Below are 18939 nucleotides of genomic sequence, written 5' to 3' on the forward strand. Positions count from 1 at the left end.
CGGCCGCCGCCACGCGGGGCGCCCGGCCATCCTGGCCGCATTATGCTCTATGTCTGACTATTCCCCGGGCCTGCACGTGCTGGCCACCTTTGCGGCCGCCGCCGGCCCTCTCACCGATATGGATGCCTGCCGCCGCTTTTTCGAGGAGCAGGTGGCGGCGCTGGGCTTGCAGGAGGTGGGCGCCGCCTACCACCGGTTCCCGAACAGCTCGTTTACGGCCGTGCTGGCCCTCACCGAGTCGCACCTGAGCATCCACACCTGGCCCGAGCACGGCCGCGCCACCTTCGACGTGTTTCTGAGCAACTACCAGCGCGACAACGCCGACCGCGCCCGGCAGCTCTACGCCACCACCCTGGCGTTTTTCGAGGGCACCGAACTCACCAAAACGGAAGTGCGCCGATGAGCGAAACCACTACCGCCCCTGCCGTACCGGCCCAGTTGCCGTGCCCGCGCTGCCAGCACAGCGTGCCCTACTTCGACCAGCTCAACAGTGCCTTCTTCGTCTGCCCGAAGTGTCACACGTACTTTGAAACGCACGACCTCACCAAAAAGCCTCAGATTCTGGGCAAGTTCGAGGGCGAGTCCACGCTACCCATTGTGCTGCCGATAGGCACCGCGGGCACCTTGCGGGGCCAGCCCTACCGGGTGCTGGGCTTCCAGCTGCGCCGCGAAAAACACGCCGCCTACCAGTGGCAGGAGTATATGCTGCGCCACGAGCAGACGGGCGCTTACTGCCAGCTGGCGGTATACGAAGGCCACTGGCTGCTGCTGGAGCCCGCCGGCCGCGACTACCGGGTCATCGGCCACGCTACTGGCCGCGGCGCGTACATTGATGAGGTAGAGGACGACTACCACATCTACAACAGCTATCAGCCGAGGGTATTGTACGCGGCCGGTGAGTTCGACTGGGACTTTCGCGAAGACGAACGGCTCACCATCACCGAATACATTGCGCCACCCCGCATGCTGGTGCGCGAGAAGAACGGCCACCAGTCAGCGAAATGGTACAAGGGCGAACATCTGGAACCCGACGAAGTAGCCACGGCCTTCGGGGTGCCGCGCGACTCGCTGCCGTACCGCAGCGGCGTGGGTGCCGTGCAGCCTGCGCCGGGCCAGACTACCTGGCCGACGCTGCGCACCTTTAGCTTGCTGATGATGCTGCTGGTGGTACTTACGCAGCTGGCCCTGCTGTTCATCAAGCCCGAAAAGCAGCTGCTGCGCGAGGAGTTTTCCACGGGACGGGCGTCGCCGGGCGGCGAGGTGAGCCCAGCGGCCTCCGAGGCCATGGCCGCGGGCAGCAACACGGTGCTGGTGTCGAAGCCGTTTGAGGTGACCGGGCCGGCGGCGCTGCAGTTCGAGCTGGCCTCCACAACGCTCTACAACCAGTGGCTGGAAGTGCCCGTGACGCTGGTGAACGAGCGCACCGGCCAGAGCTACGAATTCACCAAAAACCTGGAGTTCTACACCGGCGTTGAGCAAGGCGAAACCTGGCGCGAAGGCGACACCGACCAAGAAGCTACGCTGGCGGGCATCCCGTCGGGCCGCTACCACCTCACGCTCTACCCCGTCACGGAAAACGGCATGGATTTGCCTCTGCGCCTCACGGCCAGCCAGCACACGCCGCTACAATCCAACGGGATACTGGCGCTGCTGCTGCTGGCGCTATACCCGGCCGTGCAGTACTGGCGGCGCCACTCCCACGACGCCACGCGCTGGCAGAACAGCGACTACGGCCCCACCGACAACTCCTAACGCCCATTTCCTATGGAATTTCTCCGCTCCCTGTCGGCCATCCGCTACTACGCGGTGGTGGCGCTGCTGATTTACGGCGTGTTTCTGTGGGCCGGCCTCAACGGCGTGCGCCTGCTCGGCGACGACAACGAAAACCCCGAAGGCAGCCGCACCACCAGCTCCCGCGGCGGCCACGCCCGGTTTTATCATAAGTAGCGTTTGGGCTTCACAACCCGTCATGCTGAGCGCAGCCGGAGGCGAAGTCGAAGCATCTCTACCTCTGACTAATCAACCAGCATTGCAACGAACAGCATTGCAACGAAGCGGTAGAGATGCTTCGGCAAGCTCAGCATGACGTTCTAGCCATTCACTTCATTCCCCATCACCTCATCACCTGGATTCATGGAATACCTCAACTTCAAGCTCATCATTGCCTCCGTCATCTACTCGGTGCTGGGCATTCTGATTCTGGTGCTGTCGTTCGTTGTCATCGAAAAACTCTCGCCCCGCATGCTCTGGAAGGAGATTGTGGAGGAGCACAACACGGCGCTGGCCATTCTGGGCGCGGCGTTTATGATTGCCGTGGCCCTGATTATCAGCTCGGCCATTCATGGGTAACGCCACTGCTGAAGCGCCCGGACCGGTGCGGCGCGGCACGGCGCGGCAGGAGGCGCAGTCGGTGCTGCTGCTGGGCTCGGTGTTCGTTATTGCCACCTGCGGGCTGATTTACGAGCTGATTGCGGGCACGCTGGCCTCCTACCTGCTCGGCGACTCGGTCACGCAGTTTTCCACCATTATCGGGGCCTACCTGTTTTCGATGGGCGTGGGCTCGTGGCTGTCGCGGTACCTGGGCGGGCCGCTGCTGAAGTGGTTTATCCGGCTGGAGATTCTGGTGGGGCTGGTCGGCGGCTTTTCGGCGCCGCTGCTGTTCGTGCTGTTCGAGTACGTGGCCTCGTTCCGGCTGATTCTGTACGCGCTGGTGGGCCTCACGGGCATTCTGGTGGGGCTGGAAATTCCGCTGCTGATGCGGATTCTGGAAAACCGCTACGAGTTCAAGGACCTGGTGTCGCGCGTGTTCACCGTCGACTACATCGGGGCGCTGCTGGCGTCGTTGATTTTTCCGCTGGTGCTGGTGCCGCAGCTGGGGCTGATGCGGACTTCGCTGCTGTTTGGCACCCTGAACGTGGTGGTGGCGGCCGTGGCGCTGTACCGCTTCCCCGAAACCCGCCCCTACCGCCGCGGCTTTGCCGCCCTGATGGGCGTGGCGCTGCTGGCGCTGGGCGTCACGTTCGCCTACGCCGGCCGCATCCAGCGCTACACCGAAACTCTGGCCTTCCAGGACCAAGTGATTTACGCCAAGAGCACCCAGTATCAGCGCATCGTACTCACCAAAAACCAGCGCGAGCTGCGCCTGTTTTTGAACGGCAACCTGCAGTTCAGCTCCCAGGATGAGTACCGCTACCACGAGGCCCTGGTGCACCCCGCCATGCAGGCGCTGCCCAAGGCGCGCCGCGTGCTGGTGCTGGGCGGCGGCGACGGCCTAGCAGTGCGCGAGCTGCTCAAGTATCCGCAGCTGCAGATCCGCCTCGTGGACCTGGACGCTGGTATGACGCAGCTATTCAAGCAGAATCAGCTGCTGACGGCCCTGAACAAGCGCGCCTTTTTCAGCCCCCGGGTAGAGGTCATCAACGGCGACGCCTACCAGTGGGTGCGCCAGGATACCACCCGCTACGACTGCCTGATTATCGACTTCCCGGACCCGGCCAACTACTCCATCGGCAAGCTGTATTCGGCGGCGTTCTACCAGGAGTTGCACCGGCTGCTGGCGCCGGGCGGCAAGCTGGTGGTGCAAAGCACCTCGCCCTACGTGGCGCGGCAGTCGTTCTGGTGCATTGCGCACACGTTGCAGGCCGCCGGCTTCCACACCACGCCCTACCATTGCTACGTGCCCTCGTTTGGCGAATGGGGCTACGTGCTGGCCGGCGAAAACGCGCACTGGCGCCCCGACGCCGGCCCCTTGCCGCGCGGCCTGCGCTACGTTACGCCCGTAACCATCCGCCAGATGCTGGACTTCCCGCCCGATATGGCCGAAGTCCCCACCGACATCAATCAGCTCAACAACCAGGCCCTGGTTCGCTATTTCGAGGAAGACTGGGGCCCGTACACGCATTGAGTTGTTAGTGCTTGGTTGTTGGTGCTTAGGCACGAAGAGAGACGCAATAGTTTGTGTCTCGTCGTTGAACGGCGGCATACAACGGCCTACTTCATCAACGACGACACAAAACGGCCAACCTCAGCAATGACGAGAGTCCAACTATTGCGTCTCTACACCGTTCCCAAGCCCTATTCCCTAAGCACTAACAACTAAGCACCAAGCACTAAAAAATGTCTTCCCGCCGACACTTTCTGCAACGGGCCGCGCTGAGTGGGGCGGGGCTGCTGCTGGCGCCGCTGGCGGGGCTGCATTCCTGCGCGCCGGGCACCGGGCGCAGCCACATCCGGGGCAGTTTGCACGGCGCCAACCACGCCACCGGCCACCTGCTGCGCGACCCCGCCCGCCTGCCCGCGCCCACCCGCACCCAGACCGTGGAGGTGCTGATTGTGGGCGGCGGCATTGCCGGCCTGGCGGCCCGGCGCGAGCTGCAGCGCCAGGGTTTGCGCCCCGAGCAGGTGCTGCTGGTGGAGCTGGACGAGGCGCCCGGCGGCAACTCCCGCGCCGGCCGCAACGCCAGCGCCGCCTACCCCTGGGGCGCCCACTACCTGCCCGTGCCCGACCCGCGCAACCACGCGCTGCTGGGGTTTCTGCAGGAAGCCGGCGTCATTACCGGCACGCACGCAGCCTCGGGCCTGCCCGTCTACAACGAGTACCACCTCTGCCACGACCCCGAAGAGCGCCTGTATCTGCGCGGGCAGTGGCAAAACGGGCTGGTACCGGAGCTGGGCGTGCCCGCCGAAGAGAAAGCGCAGATTGCCCGCTTCTTCCAGCTGATTGATGAGCTGCGCCAGGCCGTGGGGCAGGATGGGCGCGACGCCTTCCGGATTCCGGTGCAGGAATGCTCCCGCGACCCGCAGTTTCAGCGCCTCGACGAGCAGTCGTTTGACGCTTATCTGGACGCGCAGGGCTTCAGCAGCCCGCACCTGCGCTGGTACCTCAACTACAGCTGCCAGGACGACTACGGCGCCACCACGTCCCAGGTATCGGCGTGGGCAGGCTTGCACTACTTTGCGGCGCGCAAGGGCCGCGCCCACAACGCCACCGCCGCAGACGTGCTGACCTGGCCCGAAGGCAACGGCTTCCTGGCCGAGCAGCTGCGCCGCCAGGCCACCTCCCCCATCCTGCCCAACACCGTCGCCTACGCCCTGCACGACACCGCCGAGGGCCTGGCCGTGGATTGCTACGACGTGGTGCAGCACCGCAGCACCCGCGTGCAGGCGCGCCGCGTCATCATGGCCACGCCGCTGTTTGTCACCGAGCGGCTGCTAACCACGCTGCCCGCCGCCGCGCACCGCGTCCTGCCCTGCCACCGCGCCCCGTGGGTGGTCGTGAACCTGACCGTGACGGAGCTGCCGCAGGGCCCGGGCCAGCCGCTGAGCTGGGACAACGTGCTCTACGGCACCGATTCAGTAGGCTACGTGAGTGCCCGCCACCAGGAGCTGCGCCAGCCCGGAGCCGAGCCGCTGGTGCTCACCTGGTACCTGCCGCTACCCGCCGCCGACCCCATTGCCACCCGCCGCCAGGCCTACCAGACCAGCTACGACGAGTGGGTGCGCCGCGCCCTCACCGAGCTGGAAACCGCCCACCCCGGCCTCACGCCCCTGGTGCAGCGCGCCGACGTGTGGGTGTGGGGCCACGGCATGGTGGCGCCCACGCCCGGCTTCGTGTGGGGCCCGGCCCGGCCGGCGGCCGCGCAGCCCTGGCAGCAGAAGCTGTTTTTCGCCCACACTGACCTGAGCGGCATGTCCATCTTCGAGGAGGGCTTCTACCAGGGCCTGCGCGCCGCCGGGGAGGTGCTGGCGGCCGGTTAAGGCCCGCCGGTTCCCCGGAATCAGCCTGTTTGAAAAGCCGTATTTTCGGTCACCTTCTGGTTTTCTACCGCCATGCCCGTACTGTCACCGCCTGCCGTTGCGCCCCGCCGCCAGCCCTGGATTCGCTCCGCGGCGTTTGATGGGCTCTGGATTCTGGGGCCGCCGTTTCTGGCGCTGGCGGCCGTGGCAGCCCTGCCCGCCACGGCCCGCACCACCGCCCAGATGCCGGTATGGGCTTGGGTGGCGCTGGTGGTGCTGGTAGACGTGGCGCACGTGTACAGCACCCTGTTTCGCACCTACTTCGACCGGGCGCGGCGGCAGCGGTTCCGCACGCTGCTGTGGGCGGTGCCGCTGGGTTGCTACGCGGCCGGCGTGGCCCTGTACGGGCTGGGCAGCGCGCTGTGGTTCTGGCGGGTGCTGGCCTACGTGGCCGTGTTTCACTTCGTGCGCCAGCAGTACGGCTTCCTGCGCCTCTACGCCCGCCACGAGCCCGCCCCGCCCCTCGCCCGCCACTTCGACACGGTGCTGATTTACGCCGCCACGCTCTACCCACTGCTGTGGTGGCACTTGGCGCCGGAGCGCCACTTCAACTGGTTCGTGCCCGGTGACTTCGTGCAAACCGACTGGCCGGCCGGCCGCCAGCTGCTGACCGGCCTCTACCTGGCCCTGCTGACTGCCTACGCCGTCAAAGAGCGGTGGCTGTGGCGCCGCTCGGGTGTCGTCAACTGGCCCCGCAACCTGCTGCTGCTCGGCACGGCCGCGTCGTGGTATGTCGGCATCGTGCTCTTCAACGGCGACTTGGCTTTCACACTGCTCAACGTGGTGGCGCACGGCATTCCGTACCTGGCGCTGGTGTGGGCGGCCAGTGAGCCAGCCCCCACGGCGGCGCCGGCGGCGCGGCCCTGGTGGCACGGGCGCTACGGCGTGTCCCTGTTTCTGGGCGTGCTGGCCGGGCTGGCGCTGCTGGAAGAAGGCCTCTGGGACGGGCTGGTGTGGCGCGAGCACGCCGGTGTATTCGGCTGGTTTCAGCAGCTGCCGGCCGTATCCGGCGCCTGGGGCCTCACGCTAGTGGTGCCGCTGCTGGCCCTGCCCCAGGCCACGCACTACGTGCTGGATGGCTTCATCTGGAAGCGCGGCGCGTAACAGACATTGTCATCCTAAGTGAAACGAAGGACCTCATCACGCTTGAACGACTGTTTAAGGCAGTTAGCCAAGCGTGATAAGGTCCTTCGCTTCACTCAGGATGACAGTTGTAAAAAGGCAGGTGTTTACGCCACCTGCGCCAGCGGCTGCACTACTTCCGCGTCCAGAATCTCGACCACGAAGCCGCTGTCGGAAGAGTATGATTTGCGGTAGTATACCACCAGGTTGCGGCCGCGGGGCGAGGTGACGGTGGTGGCGCACACGTCGCCGTAGGCTTTTTCCTTTTCCAGAAAGGGCCGCAGCAGCTCAATGCTCTGCAGAAACTCCCGGGGCAGAATCCCCTGCTGCTCCTGCAGCTGCACGGCACTCACGGGGTACAAAAAACGGGTGTTGAAGACAATCATCGGAGAGAAATTTCAGGCGAAAAACAGCACTGAATTTCAACACCGTTCACCCCCTGCAAATTCCCGAAAAAGCACTATCCGTCAGATAAATTACCGTCTTCTCTCTCCACCCCGAAAGTCCCGCTTTTTCAGGCCTGAAAGTCCACGATGACGGCTGTGGAGCCGCCCTGGTCGTCGTCGGTGACAAGCAGCAGCTCGTAGCGGCCGGGACCGGAGCGGCGGCGTACGGCCACGCTTTCCACCTTGCCCCGGTAAGGCTGGCCGTCGGGCAGCGCCAGCTGCACAAACGTGGCAGGTTTGGTGCCCGGCTGCCGCGCATCCAGCACCCCCACGAAGCTGCCCAGCACGGCGCCATCTAGCACGGCATCCTGGGTGTCTTCCACCGAGGCCGTCACGAACAGCAGCTCCTCGAAGAACGTGCCGCCCGAAAAGCCGGCCGGTCGGCCCTCAATAGTGGGCAGCGCTACGTGGGTGGCCTGCACGGGCGGCACCTGGGCGGTGCGGTGGTGCAGGTAGTCGAGCACCGCCGCCAGCGGCAGCCGGAACAGCAGGTTGCCGGCCGCCGCCCCCACCGTGCGCTGAAACAGCAGCAGCTCCGTGGCGCTGGCCGCCGCCGCCTCCAGGTTGAGCGTGACGCCCGCCGGCAGCAGCTCCCGCAGGCGCGCATACAGGCCGGCCATACTCACCGGATACACCGTGCTGGCCGCCTGCCCGGCCGCCAGCGGTACCCAGAAACCGCCTTCCCGCGCCGAAGTAGCGCCCGAGCCAAAGGCCAGCAGCCCCGTTTCATGGGTACGCGGGTCGGTCAGGGCCGTCAGGCACTCCAGGTCGGGCTTGAGGGTTTTGGCAATGCGGCCGGTGCTGAAATGCGCCGTATCGAACAGCGTGATGTGCTGGCCGGGCTGCAGCTCCGCCGCCTCGAACTGATACAGCAAAGGCGAGTCGTCGCCGATAACGTACACCGTGCCGCCCACTATTTCCACCCCCGACGCGGACGGCAGATTAGGCAGTTCAAGCTGGCGAAGAATGGTAGCGCGCATCTGGTGGAGTGGTGGGGTGGTGGGTTGGTGGAGTGGTGGATTGGCAGAATGGCGGTCAGCTGATAATCCACCAACCCACCACTCCACTCATCCAGCTTACTTCACAATCGTGAATTCTACGCGGCGGTTGAGGCGGCGGGTTTCTTCTTTGTCGTTGCTGGCGCGGGGCTTGCTGCCGCCGTAGCCTACTACACTGAGGCGGCGCTCGGGCACGCCGCGCGTGATGAGGTAGCGGCGCACCTCAGCCACCCGGTCTTCGGAGAGCTTCTGGTTGAGGTCGGCGTTGCCCTGGTTGTCGGTGTGGCCTTCCAGGCGGATATTCACGGTTGGGTTGTCGGCCAGGGTGCGGGCCAGGCGGTTGAGCTCGGCGTAGGAAGCCGGCAGCATGGTGTATTTGCCCTGAGCAAAAATCAGGGTGGGCAGCTCCAGGCTGGAGCCCACGGCGGCCGGCACCAGCAGCAAATCGATGGTGCGCGAGCCGGTCATGCGCACCGTGTCGGTGGCCGTGAGGAAGCCGGGGCTGGTGGCCGCCACCCGGTAGCGGCCCGCCGGCAAGGTCAGCTGAAACGCGCCGCTGCCCGCCGCGCTGCGGCCGGTGGCATTGAAGGCAATGTCGTTGTCGAGCCGGATGACTTTCACTTCGGCAGCCAGCAGCTCGCGGGTTTTGGCGTTGAGCACGCGGCCGGTCAGCAGGGTGCGCGGCGCGGCGGCGGGCGGCGTCACGGCCACTGCCGGCGCCGCAGAGTCGACAGGGGCAGCTGTGGGCGGCACGCCGGCGGCGGTGCGGTAGAGGTCGGCGGGGCCGTTGGGCGTGCGGGCCGAAGCATAGTAGGCCTGCTGGCCATCAGCTGTGAGCGAGAAGTAAGCATCAAAGCCCGGCCCGTTGAGCGGCGTGCCGAGGTTGCGCGGCTCGCTCCAGCGCGTCCAGGAGTCATCGAGGCGGGTACTCACGAAAATATCGGAGCTACCGAAGCCGGCGTGGCCGTAGGAGCTGAAGTAGAGTGTTTTGCCATCGGGTGCCAGCCAGGGCGCAAATTCGAAGCCCGGCGAGTTGATGCTGCTGCCCAGGCTGCGCGGCTCACTCCAGATGCCGTCGGCGGCGGGCTGGCTGACGTACAGGTCGTTGGCGCCCTGCGAGTCGCTGCGCTCCAGCGAGAGCAGCAGCACCTTCTCATCGGGCGTCATAAAAAACGACGTGGCCGGGCCGGTGGTGTAATAGTTAGCTATTTCCAGCGGGGCCGGCCGGCTGCCCTTGCCCAGGCTGCGCGCCACTGTTGAGGCGCTTTCGTCGCGGAAGCTGTTGTCGCGCTCATACGTGCCGCGCACCAGCAGCCGGCTGCCCTGCGGCCCCACCACGGCCATCACGCCGTTGTGCTGGGGCGTGTTGAGGGCGTCGAGGCGGGTGGCCGGGCCCCAGGTGCGGCCCTGGTCGGCGGAAGTGCTCACCCAAGCGTCGCCCGATTCGGTGTTGCCCTCGGTGTTGCCGGCGAAGCGGGTGCGGGTGAAGTAGAGCGTGCTGCCATCCGGGGCCAGCACCGGGTGCAGTTCGTTGCCGGGCGTGTTCAGGGCCGCCACCGGCTCGGGCGTGCCGTAGCCGGGCTGCGAGGCATCCACGTTGAGGCGCAGCTTGAACAGCCGCCATTGCTGCGTAGCGCGGTTCTGGGGGCGCTGCACCACCACTGGTGTGCCGTTGAACTTGTCGGAATTGGCAATGGCGGCGCACTTCTCGTTGCCGCGCACCACCAGCTGCACGCTGCCAATGGGGCCGCCGGGCACCAGCTTCCACTGCTGGTAGAAGCTGCCCGACCACGGCCGCTGCACCAGCGGCGCGTTTTCGTCGGGTTTGTCTACGGTCAGGCACTTGCCGCTGTGGCGCGCCTCAATGCGGTAGTAGTCGCTGCCGGCCGCCACCCGCACAAAGCGCCATTGCTGGCTGTTGGGATGGGTGAATTCCCACTGCACCACCGCGGCGCCGGGGTCCTGCGAACCTTTGCTGACGTCGAGCGAGCGGCCGCTGCTGCGGGCCACGATGCCGTACCAGGCGTTTTCCTCGGGAGCAGTTTCGGCGTACTGCGCCCGGAGCGGGCCGGTGCAGAGCAGGGAAATCAGGAAGGCAACCAGGGAAAATCGGAACGGCAACTGAAGCATGGGCAACAAAACGGAAGGTAGGGCCCGCAAGTTAAGGCAAAACCCTCCGGCCGCCGAAAAGCAGCGCGCCGCCCCCCTTCAGCAGGAGTGCGGCGCATCTCAATCAAGCTACGGGCGCTGGCCCGGAGCGGCTACTGAGCGTTGTGGATATACTTGAACCGAACGAACCGGTCGTTTTCGTAAATGGCGGTGAAATGGCCGCTGCTCTGGGGCTTCTGTTCGGCTTTGCGCTCGGGCTTTGGTGTGGCGGGCATAGAAGTAGATGGGTAAATCCCGGGCATCATGCCGGGAACGTGACAGATGAAGGAGAGGATTTTTGAAGCCATGGTGTAGAGTTTGTTTTCGTGGTGCAGAGAGGTTTGAGCGGAGGAAAAGCAGCCGATCAGACGTAGCAGACGCTTTTTCTGATCATCGTTTCAAATGTAAAGATATTATCATTCGATTGAATGATGCTAAGGTAAATTTTTTATCAAATAAGTATAAATACCTACTTTCCCGTATATTTCCATCAGTGCCAACACGTAGCCCGCTCTACGTGCCAGCACGGACTCCGCAGGGGCCTATATGGCTTATAACATGCGCATTATGCATCACCGGCCGACCCGCCTCTCAATTTCGGATCTACCCCAAGAAGCCCTATTGCCGTCTGCCATCTGCCCTGGTGGGCAATACTATCATGGTTCAGCAGGCCGCTAGCCCGCCTACCAGTGCTAGCAGCGTACTCATATCAATACCGATAAAATCAGTGGCGCTAGTTGATCAGCCGGTGCCGCAACGCGTACTGAATCAGCCCTACCATCGATTTGCAGTTGGTTTTCGCCAGAATGTTTCTGCGGTGGGTTTCCACGGTTCGCTCACTGATAAAGAGCTGTTCGGCAATGTGGGAGTTGGAAAACTCCCGGGCCACCAGTTGCAGCACCTCCTTTTCGCGGTTGGTGAGCTCTGCCGGGTGGCCGGCGGCGGCGGAGCGCCCCTTGGCAGATGACTGCATGTTCTGCAGCAACATGGCCCCTACCTCCGGGCTAAAGAAGGTATTGCCGGCCGCCACCGCCCGGATTGCCTCGCTCAGCTCTGCTTTGCTGGTATTTTTCAGCAGATACCCTGCTCCGCCGGCTTCCAGCACCTCTGTCACGGAGGCCTGATCATAGAACATACTCAGGGCCAGCACCCGTACATCGGGGCGCTGGCTGCGAATCTGGCGGGTGAGTTCCACGCCGCTCATGTGAGGCATGTTCAGGTCGACGATGGCCACGCTCACTTCGGGGTGGCTGTGCAGGCTGCGCAGCGCCTCCGCCCCAGTGGTGGCCTGGGCCACTACCCGGATATCGGACTCCTGCCGCAGCAGCATCTTGATGCCTTCTATAACCAGCGGGTGGTCGTCGGCCAGCAGCACATGCGTACGAGCGGGGGAAAGCCGGGAGTCGTTCATAGGAGCAGATTGCAGCCAGTCGGCGGCATAACCAATTTATCGGGAATGCCACATGAGCGGAAGGTAAAGTACCGTAGCCAAGTAAGATACGGGAATCAGACTATGTTTTCAACCTGTCCGGACGGGCTTGTCAGCGCCTGCCTGGCCAAGCGGGATTTCCACTGTAATGCTGGTGCCACGGCCCGGCCGTGAGTCGATATATACTGCGCCAGACAGGTACGCCACGCGCGACTCGATATTGCGCAGGCCGATGCCAATATTCGGCTGGTTGGCCAGCTTGGTTGGGCAGAAGCCCACGCCGTTGTCTTCTACCAGCACCGTCAGGCGTTGTGGCTGGCGCAGAAGCTGCACCGAGAGGGTGGTAGCCTGGGCGTGCTTGAGAATATTTTGCACCAGTTCCTGCACTATCCGAAACACCACCACCTCCACGGCCGGGTCGAGCCGCTCCTCCAGGTATAATGCTTTAAAGTCGATGTGAAAGCGGCTGGCACAGCCAATTTTGTCGAGGAAGCTGCGCACGGCTTCGGCCAGCCCCCGCTTGATGAGCACGTAGGGCGCGAGGTTGTGCGAGATGCCGCGCACTTCCCGCACCGACTCGTCCACAATATCCAGCGCCGCCCCAAACTGCTGCTGCTGGCTTTTGCGGAGGCTAGGTTCCAGTTCGTTGCGCAGGGCGCCCAGATTGAGCTTCACCACGCTCAGCAGCTGGCCCAGTCCATCGTGCAGATCGGCACCAATACGTCTTCGCTCCCGCTCCTCGGCAGCCAGCACCTCCTCCGCCCGCAGCCGCTCTAGCTGCTGACGCTCCTGCGCAAATGCTACCTGCTGCTGCAGCCGACGCCGGTTCAGCAGCAGATAAACGCCCCCAATGCTGCCTGCCAGCAGCAGCAGCGCCACCCGAATCCAGTACTGCCGGCGGGCCGCCGAGGCTTGGCTGCTTTGCTCGGCCAGGGCCTGCTGCCGCAGATATTCGCTGAAATCAAGGGCCTGAATCTGCACCTGGCGGCTGTGGCTGAACAGACTGTCGCGGGTATCGGCCGCCATTACCAGAAACCGGTAGGCCTGGGCACTGTCGCCGCGCGCGGCCATCATCTGCGCCAGGTAGCCACTGGCCTCGAATACGCCTTTGGCGTAGCGCCCCTGCTCACTGGCTTGCAGCGCCTGCCGGGCATAGGCCAGCATCTGGTATGGCCGCTGCACCTGCGCCAAACGAGCCAGCCCCAGGTAGGAGCGGCACAGCGCATACGACACTGGCATACCGGCCGACCGGGCAATGGAGCGCAGGTAGTAGCGCCGGGCTTCCAGCTGCTGCCCACGCCGCGCCGCAATGTCGCCCAGCAGCGACAGGTCGCCGATTTCGCTGTGCTGGTCATGGTAGCGTAGGTCGTAGCGGTAGCCCTCCCAGGTGTAGTGCCACGCCGAATCCAGCCGGCCCTGCTCGAGGTACGCCTGCCCCACGTTGCCCAGAATTGGGGTGAGCAGCACGTTGTCGTGGCGCTGCCGAGCCAGAGCAATGGCCCGGAAATAGTAGCGCAGCGCCGACGAATACCGCCCCTGCTCGGCGAAGGCGTAGCCCAGTGCATTATCCGCGTGGATGATGCCGCCCGCGTAGGGAATTGCCTCGGCCAGGTGCCGCGCCTGCAGCTGCGTCTGCACGGCCGTGGGGTAGTTGCCGCTCCGCAGAAAGGCCCAGCCCAACATAAGCAGCGCCCGGCACTCTCCGGTCTTGAACCCGAGCTGCCGGGCCAGGCGCAGACTCTGGCGGCCGTAGCGCACGGCGGCCAGCGGGTCGTCGTCGGTTCGGTCCCAGGCTAGTAGCATCAGCAGGTGCACCCGCGTGGTGTCGGGGGGCGTGGTGGCCAGCAGGCGCTGCAAACTGTCGGCGCGGGCGCTGGGCTGCCGGGCCGCCAGGCAGCTGATGGCGGTGCTGCACAAAAGCCAGATAACAACTAAGGATTCGCGCATAGCATAGTGGGCGAGCGTACCATAGTGGACCTATCTACTGCGGCGAGCTGGGCGGATGGCAGCGCTACTGGTCAGGGCGATAATGCCAGCGGCTGAGTTGAACCCATACCGGAATCTGGCGGCGGCACCTTGGCTTACGCAACGGCTACCAGCACAACGGGCCGGCCCTGCCAGCATCAAACTGACAGGCATATATACAACTTTCACGATTAAAAGCAGAAACCGACCGGCAACATCTGTCTTCACTCCGCAGTACATACCCGTAGCGGGCCCGGCACTGCGACGCGACGCCTGCTTACGGTTCTCACTTCTGCCCCTCCCCCACCATGCGTAAAGGCACCACTGTCACCTGGAAATACGGCACCGGCACGGCCACCGGCAAAATCGAGGAAACCCACAAGGAAAGCGTCACGCGCAAGCTGAAGGGCGCCGAAATAACCCGCAACGGCACACCGGAAAACCCGGCTTTCGTTATCGTGCAGGACAACGGCGACCGGGTGCTCAAGCTGCAAAGCGAGGTAAAAGCGGCCTCGGCGGCCGACAAGAAATAGGCGTTTCACGTAACGAAAGCCCATAAAAAAAAGCCCGCCCGGATGCACATCCGGACGGGCTTTTTTGGTTAACAAGCGCAGCTTTAGCGGTTGTCTTTGTCGGGCTCGATGAAGGCTTGCTCGTCCATTTCGGTAGGCATTACCACAATGCCCTTTTGCAGCATGGAGTTGCGCTTGCCGTAGAGGAAGTACACGATGAAGCCGAGGATCATCCAGCCCAACGCCACTTTCAGCGTGAACGAGTCGAGGGCCAGAATCATGCTCGTGCACACCAGCACGCCCATTACGGGCACCAGCGGGAACGACGGCGACGACAGCGGCGCCCGGAACGGACGGTGCTGCGCGGGGTCGGAGCGGCGCATGATCCAGATGCCGGCCGATACCAGCACGAAGGCCAGCAGCGTACCGAACGAGGTCAGGTCGCCGGCCAAAGAGCCGGGCACGAAGGCCGCAAAACCACCAACAAACACCAGCAGTGCCAGGTTGGATTTGTAAGGCGTGCCGAAGCGTGGGTGCAGCTCAGAAAACGCTTTGGGCATCAGGCCGTCCTTGGCCATCGAGAAGAACACGCGGCTCTGGCCCATCAGCATCACCAGAATTACGGATGAGAAACCCAGCAGAATAGCTACCGTCACGGCCGTGCTCAGCCACTCGTAGCCGGGCATATGGGCCTTAATGGCGTACGTCACGGAAGCCTCGCCGCCCAGGGCTGGGTCGGCAAATTCGCGCCAGTTGGCAACGCCCGTCAGCACGTGGCCGAACAGGATATAAAGCACGGTGCACACGGCCAGCGAGCCGAGGATACCGATAGGCATGTCGCGCTTGGGGTTTTTGGCTTCCTGCGCCGCGGTGCTTACGGCATCAAACCCAATGAAGGCGAAGAACACGATGGCTGCGCCACCCAGCACGCCGCCCCAGCCATGCTTGTTCCAAGCGGTGTATTCGCGCACTACCACGCCGGCCGCGTTTTTCACAGGCTCGGCGTTTTCAGGAATCAGGTACGGTGTGTGGTTGGCGGGATTGATAAACTGCCAGCCCACTGCAATGAATACCAGCACGATAGCCACTTTCAGAAACACCACAATGGCGTTGAACATGGCCGACTCCTGGGTGCCTTTGATGAGCAGCAGCGACAAGGCCACAATCACCAGCAGCGCCGGCAGATTGATGATGCCGTGCTGCATTACGCCGTCAACTACCGCGCTTTCGAAGGGCGAGTGGCTCAGGTTGTACGGTATACTGGTGCCAAAGACTTCCAGCAGCTTATTAAGGTATTCGCTCCAGGCAATGCTCACGGTGGCAGCCCCGAGGGCGTATTCCATGATCAGGGCCCAGCCGATAATCCAGGCCACAAACTCGCCCATGGTGGTGTAGGCGTAAGTGTAGGCCGAGCCGGCAATCGGAATCATGGCGGCAAACTCGGCGTAGCAGAGGCCAGCAAACACGCAGCCGATGGCGGCCACGATGAAGGCCAGCGTCACGCCCGGACCCGAGGCCTGGGCAGCGGCAGCGGCGGTGCGCACAAACAGGCCGGCGCCGATGATGGCGCCCACGCCCAGGGCCACCAGGTTGCCGGCGCCCAGCGTGCGCTTCAGCGTGCCGTGCCCGGTGGAATTAGCCTCGCCCAGCAGCTGGGCCAGCGGTTTTTTGGCGAAAATATTTGCCATACAGGTTTGGAGAGAGAAGAAAATGTAGAGGTGTAACCATGGTACCAACGGCCTGCAAGCCGTTGCGAGGCCCCGAATATAGGCGATTCTGTGCTTGATAAGCTAGCCACTCCCGATTAGCAGGCGCGGCAGGGGCCGGATTAAACTCCGGTGCCTGCCGCCACTCTAACCAGCCGTAACCACCTACATAGACTTCCCCACCATGAAAAAGATGCTTGTCCTGTTAGCCGCTGTTATTGTATCGGCCAGCGCCGCTTCCGCCCAAACCACTCCCACCTCCCGCATGGGTGCGGGCCGCATGCAGGACGCCGCCCGTACCCCCGAGCAGCGCGCCGAAATGCAAACCAAGCGCCTCACCCAGCAGCTGGGCCTTTCCGCCGACCAGAGCGCCAAAGTGCAGACCATTGCCCTGGCCGAAAACCAGGAGCTGCAGGCCCTGCGCGGCAAATATGCCTCGGCCGCCAACCGCAAAGGGGCCGGCCAGGAGCTGAAAGCCGTGCAGGAAAAATACGATGCGCAGCTGAAAAGCGTGTTCACGGCCGAGCAGTATGCCAAGTACACGCAGATGCGCGAAGACCGCCAGGAAAAGCGCAAGGAAGGCCGGATCAAGCAAAAAAGCTAAGCCTCCGGTAAGCCACCCAAAAATCCCTGACCCACGCGGGCCGGGGATTTTTTTTGTTCTGGCCGAATGCCCGCCCGGCTGGCTGCTGGCCCCGAAAACGCCCGCCTCCGGCGGCGGCCCCGGCCTGCTTCTGCTTGTTCCACTTACCTTCGGGTGATATATTTGAAGAAGTACGCCTTCGTGGCGGCTCCACCACATCCTCCACCCCATGAGTCCTCTGCCCAGTAGTACCGGCTCGGTACAAATTCAGCAGTTCTACGACAAAGGCTTAGCCCACGCCAGCTACGCCATCCGCAGCGGCCGCCAGGTAGCCATCATCGACCCGGCCCGCGACCCGCAGCCCTACTACGATTTCGCCGACGAGCACGACGCTCAGATCGTGGCCGTTATTGAAACCCACCCCCACGCCGACTTCGTGAGCAGCCACCTGGAAATCTCCCAGGAAACCGGCGCCACCATCTATGTAAGCAAGCTGGTGAAGGCCACCTATCCGCACGACACCTTCGACGATGGTGACCGGATTACGCTGGGCGCTATGGAGCTGCACGCCCTCAACACCCCCGGCCACTCGCCCGACTCCATTAGCGTGCTGCTCATGGACGAGCTGGCCCAGACCCGCGCCGTATTCACCGGCGACACCCTGTTTGTGGGCGACGTAGGCCGCCCCGACCTGCGCGAGTCCGACCTGGTGGGCGGCCACAGCCGCGAGGCCCTGGCGGCCCAGCTCTACCACAGCACCCGCGAAAAGCTCATGACCCTGCCCGCCACCACCAAGGTGTACCCGGCACATGGCCCCGGCTCGCTGTGCGGCAAAACCACCAGCACCGACCTCGACAGCACCATCGGCAAGGAAGTGAAAACCAACTACGCTCTGCAGCCCATGTCGGAGGCCGAGTTTATCAAGGTATTGCTTGAAGACCAGCCGTTCATGCCCAAGTATTTCGGGCACGACGTAGTGCTCAACCGCCTGGGCGCGCTGCCCTTTGAGGACAGCGTCCGGGCCGTGCCGCGCCTGTTTCCGGATGCCGAGCTGGAGCCGGGCGTTTTGCTGATTGACACTCGGCCCGCCGCCGAGTTCCGGGCCGGCCACCTGCCCGGCGCCATCAACCTGATGGACGGCGGCAAGTTTGAAACCTGGCTGGGCTCCATCATCGGGCCGCAGGAGCCGTTCTACCTGCTGGCCGATTCGCAGATTGCGCTGGATACCGTGATTCGCAAAACCGCCAAAATCGGCTACGAAGGCAACGTGCGCGGCGCCATCCTCACCCCGCGGGAGATGCCGGCTACCTCGCCGGCCGTGGAGGTTGAGCAAGTACGCCAGCAGCCTCAGGACTTCACCATCGTGGATATCCGCAACCGTACCGAGGCCCAGCAGCCCGTTTTCGATAACGCCCTGGTGATTCCGTTGCCCGAGTTGCGCGAGCGGGCCCACGAAATCCCGACCGATAAGCCCGTGCTGGTGCATTGCGCCGGCGGCTACCGCTCGGCGGCCGGCACCAGCATCGTGCAGGCGGCCCTGCCCGGCGCCACGGTGTATGATCTGGGGGAGGCCATAACACAGATGACGCCGATTTTACACTGATTTCGCAGATCAGGCAGTACCCGACTTGAGACGGCGGCGCGTTTAGCGCCGCCGTTTTTTGCTTTTTCGGGTTGCTTTCTGCCTGGCTGTCTCGTTATTAGGTGCCCGGATTCATATTGCTCAGCTTATGGCAGAAGAATATAAGCATCAGGCTCTTACTCACCAGATTATAGGATGCGCTATGCGGGTACATAGTACACTGGGCGAAGGCTTTCCGGAAGTGGTGTATCAACGCAGTCTGGCGCAGGAGCTGACGCGGGCCGGCATTGCTTTTCAACGGGAAGTGAGCCTACCGATTTACTACCACGACGAAGTAGTGGGATACCGGCGTGTCGATTTTCTGGCAGCAGAAGCCATCCTGATTGAGCTGAAGGCCACGACTGAGCTAACCGCTTCTCACTTCAACCAGATCATCAACTACCTCAAGGCTTACCGTCTGGAAATTGGCCTGCTCATTAACTTTGGCGAACCAAGTCTTCGTTTCCGTCGGTTTATTAAAACCAGAAAGTAACACTTCCCCCGTTCAGGCAGCGCATACGGCATATCCCCGGGGACGCGAATTGTAAAAGTCGCGCTATGACATGCTGAACGCGCCGTTCGCATCTGCGTCATCTGCCTTAACATCAGCGAA

Annotated in this window: 18 protein-coding genes; 11 read left to right on the forward strand and 7 right to left on the reverse strand. The window is 63.6% G+C overall.

Annotated features, from left to right (window positions below):
* Positions 1–49 precede the first annotated feature (49 nt).
* From N008_RS02555 to N008_RS02585, 7 genes are all read left to right on the forward strand, one after another.
* A complete protein-coding gene (locus N008_RS02555; RefSeq protein ID WP_044013509.1) occupies positions 50–403 on the forward strand; it encodes an S-adenosylmethionine decarboxylase family protein in 354 nt (117 codons plus the stop codon).
* A complete protein-coding gene (locus tag N008_RS02560) occupies positions 400–1752 on the forward strand; it encodes a DUF4178 domain-containing protein (protein WP_044013511.1) in 1353 nt (450 codons plus the stop codon). Before N008_RS02555 ends, N008_RS02560 begins: the two co-directional genes overlap by 4 nt.
* A 12-nt stretch (positions 1753–1764) precedes the next feature.
* A complete protein-coding gene (locus N008_RS02565; protein ID WP_044013512.1) occupies positions 1765–1947 on the forward strand; it encodes a hypothetical protein in 183 nt (60 codons plus the stop codon).
* Between the two features lie 186 nt (positions 1948–2133).
* Entirely contained in the window at positions 2134–2349 is a 216-nt protein-coding gene (locus N008_RS02570; RefSeq protein WP_044013515.1) for a DUF350 domain-containing protein, read from the forward strand.
* Complete coding sequence (locus N008_RS02575) at positions 2342–3904, forward strand: polyamine aminopropyltransferase (RefSeq protein WP_081910572.1); 1563 nt, start codon at positions 2342–2344, stop codon at positions 3902–3904. The genes N008_RS02570 and N008_RS02575 overlap by 8 nt, the downstream gene beginning before the upstream one ends.
* Positions 3905–4116: 212 nt before the next feature.
* Positions 4117–5757 carry an FAD-dependent oxidoreductase gene (locus N008_RS02580; protein WP_044013516.1) on the forward strand — a complete coding sequence of 547 codons (1641 nt, stop codon included), beginning with the start codon at positions 4117–4119 and terminating at the stop codon, positions 5755–5757.
* A gap of 72 nt (positions 5758–5829) precedes the next feature.
* Positions 5830–6900: a hypothetical protein gene (locus tag N008_RS02585; protein WP_052381120.1), complete on the forward strand. Its 1071-nt coding sequence runs from the start codon at positions 5830–5832 to the stop codon at positions 6898–6900.
* A 125-nt stretch (positions 6901–7025) separates the two neighbouring features.
* On the opposite strand, the gene N008_RS02590 is transcribed toward N008_RS02585, so the two are convergent.
* The 6 genes from N008_RS02590 to N008_RS02610 all read right to left on the reverse strand — a co-directional run bounded on the left by N008_RS02590 (position 7026) and on the right by N008_RS02610 (position 13886).
* Positions 7026–7304: a hypothetical protein gene (locus N008_RS02590; protein ID WP_044013519.1), complete on the reverse strand. Its 279-nt coding sequence runs from the start codon at positions 7302–7304 to the stop codon at positions 7026–7028.
* Between the two features lie 128 nt (positions 7305–7432).
* Complete coding sequence (locus N008_RS02595) at positions 7433–8344, reverse strand: DUF6929 family protein (RefSeq protein WP_044013520.1); 912 nt, start codon at positions 8342–8344, stop codon at positions 7433–7435.
* A gap of 96 nt (positions 8345–8440) precedes the next feature.
* A complete protein-coding gene (locus N008_RS02600) occupies positions 8441–10492 on the reverse strand; it encodes an RICIN domain-containing protein (RefSeq protein WP_044013522.1) in 2052 nt (683 codons plus the stop codon).
* A gap of 131 nt (positions 10493–10623) precedes the next feature.
* The gene (locus N008_RS23985) at positions 10624–10746 is read right to left on the reverse strand and encodes a hypothetical protein (RefSeq protein ID WP_262489703.1); all 123 of its coding nucleotides are present in this window, start codon (positions 10744–10746) and stop codon (positions 10624–10626) included.
* A gap of 497 nt (positions 10747–11243) precedes the next feature.
* Positions 11244–11921, reverse strand: coding sequence for a response regulator transcription factor (locus tag N008_RS02605; RefSeq protein ID WP_071884468.1), 678 nt, complete (start codon positions 11919–11921; stop codon positions 11244–11246).
* 108 nt (positions 11922–12029) lie between these two features.
* On the reverse strand, positions 12030–13886 hold the full coding sequence (locus N008_RS02610) for a sensor histidine kinase (RefSeq protein ID WP_081910573.1): 1857 nt from the start codon (positions 13884–13886) through the stop codon (positions 12030–12032).
* 326 nt (positions 13887–14212) lie between these two features.
* Between N008_RS02610 and N008_RS02615 the strand changes: the two genes are divergently transcribed.
* A complete protein-coding gene (locus N008_RS02615; RefSeq protein ID WP_044013528.1) occupies positions 14213–14437 on the forward strand; it encodes a DUF2945 domain-containing protein in 225 nt (74 codons plus the stop codon).
* An 83-nt stretch (positions 14438–14520) separates the two neighbouring features.
* On the opposite strand, the gene N008_RS02620 is transcribed toward N008_RS02615, so the two are convergent.
* Entirely contained in the window at positions 14521–16104 is a 1584-nt protein-coding gene (locus N008_RS02620) for an amino acid permease (protein ID WP_052381122.1), read from the reverse strand.
* Positions 16105–16306: 202 nt separating this feature from the next.
* Between N008_RS02620 and N008_RS02625 the strand changes: the two genes are divergently transcribed.
* The 3 genes from N008_RS02625 (at position 16307) to N008_RS02635 (ending at position 18819) form a co-directional block, all read left to right on the forward strand.
* A complete protein-coding gene (locus tag N008_RS02625; protein WP_044013530.1) occupies positions 16307–16726 on the forward strand; it encodes a hypothetical protein in 420 nt (139 codons plus the stop codon).
* A gap of 208 nt (positions 16727–16934) precedes the next feature.
* Positions 16935–18308 carry an MBL fold metallo-hydrolase gene (locus tag N008_RS02630; protein WP_044013532.1) on the forward strand — a complete coding sequence of 458 codons (1374 nt, stop codon included), beginning with the start codon at positions 16935–16937 and terminating at the stop codon, positions 18306–18308.
* A 127-nt stretch (positions 18309–18435) separates the two neighbouring features.
* The gene (locus N008_RS02635) at positions 18436–18819 is read left to right on the forward strand and encodes a GxxExxY protein (RefSeq protein ID WP_044013534.1); all 384 of its coding nucleotides are present in this window, start codon (positions 18436–18438) and stop codon (positions 18817–18819) included.
* Positions 18820–18939 lie beyond the last annotated feature (120 nt).

This window comes from Hymenobacter sp. APR13, assembly GCF_000737515.1.
Lineage (GTDB): Bacteria > Bacteroidota > Bacteroidia > Cytophagales > Hymenobacteraceae > Hymenobacter.

Coding starts and splice junctions, on each gene's coding strand:
- N008_RS02555 (WP_044013509.1), top strand. CDS start 50: ATGTCTGACTATTCCCCGGGCCTGCACGTGCTGGCCACCTTTGCGGCC.
- N008_RS02560 (WP_044013511.1), top strand. CDS start 400: ATGAGCGAAACCACTACCGCCCCTGCCGTACCGGCCCAGTTGCCGTGC.
- N008_RS02565 (WP_044013512.1), top strand. CDS start 1,765: ATGGAATTTCTCCGCTCCCTGTCGGCCATCCGCTACTACGCGGTGGTG.
- N008_RS02570 (WP_044013515.1), top strand. CDS start 2,134: ATGGAATACCTCAACTTCAAGCTCATCATTGCCTCCGTCATCTACTCG.
- N008_RS02575 (WP_081910572.1), top strand. CDS start 2,342: ATGGGTAACGCCACTGCTGAAGCGCCCGGACCGGTGCGGCGCGGCACG.
- N008_RS02580 (WP_044013516.1), top strand. CDS start 4,117: ATGTCTTCCCGCCGACACTTTCTGCAACGGGCCGCGCTGAGTGGGGCG.
- N008_RS02585 (WP_052381120.1), top strand. CDS start 5,830: ATGCCCGTACTGTCACCGCCTGCCGTTGCGCCCCGCCGCCAGCCCTGG.
- N008_RS02590 (WP_044013519.1), bottom strand. CDS start 7,304: ATGATTGTCTTCAACACCCGTTTTTTGTACCCCGTGAGTGCCGTGCAG.
- N008_RS02595 (WP_044013520.1), bottom strand. CDS start 8,344: ATGCGCGCTACCATTCTTCGCCAGCTTGAACTGCCTAATCTGCCGTCC.
- N008_RS02600 (WP_044013522.1), bottom strand. CDS start 10,492: ATGCTTCAGTTGCCGTTCCGATTTTCCCTGGTTGCCTTCCTGATTTCC.
- N008_RS23985 (WP_262489703.1), bottom strand. CDS start 10,746: ATGCCCGCCACACCAAAGCCCGAGCGCAAAGCCGAACAGAAGCCCCAG.
- N008_RS02605 (WP_071884468.1), bottom strand. CDS start 11,921: ATGAACGACTCCCGGCTTTCCCCCGCTCGTACGCATGTGCTGCTGGCC.
- N008_RS02610 (WP_081910573.1), bottom strand. CDS start 13,886: ATGCGCGAATCCTTAGTTGTTATCTGGCTTTTGTGCAGCACCGCCATC.
- N008_RS02615 (WP_044013528.1), top strand. CDS start 14,213: ATGCGTAAAGGCACCACTGTCACCTGGAAATACGGCACCGGCACGGCC.
- N008_RS02620 (WP_052381122.1), bottom strand. CDS start 16,104: ATGGCAAATATTTTCGCCAAAAAACCGCTGGCCCAGCTGCTGGGCGAG.
- N008_RS02625 (WP_044013530.1), top strand. CDS start 16,307: ATGAAAAAGATGCTTGTCCTGTTAGCCGCTGTTATTGTATCGGCCAGC.
- N008_RS02630 (WP_044013532.1), top strand. CDS start 16,935: ATGAGTCCTCTGCCCAGTAGTACCGGCTCGGTACAAATTCAGCAGTTC.
- N008_RS02635 (WP_044013534.1), top strand. CDS start 18,436: ATGGCAGAAGAATATAAGCATCAGGCTCTTACTCACCAGATTATAGGA.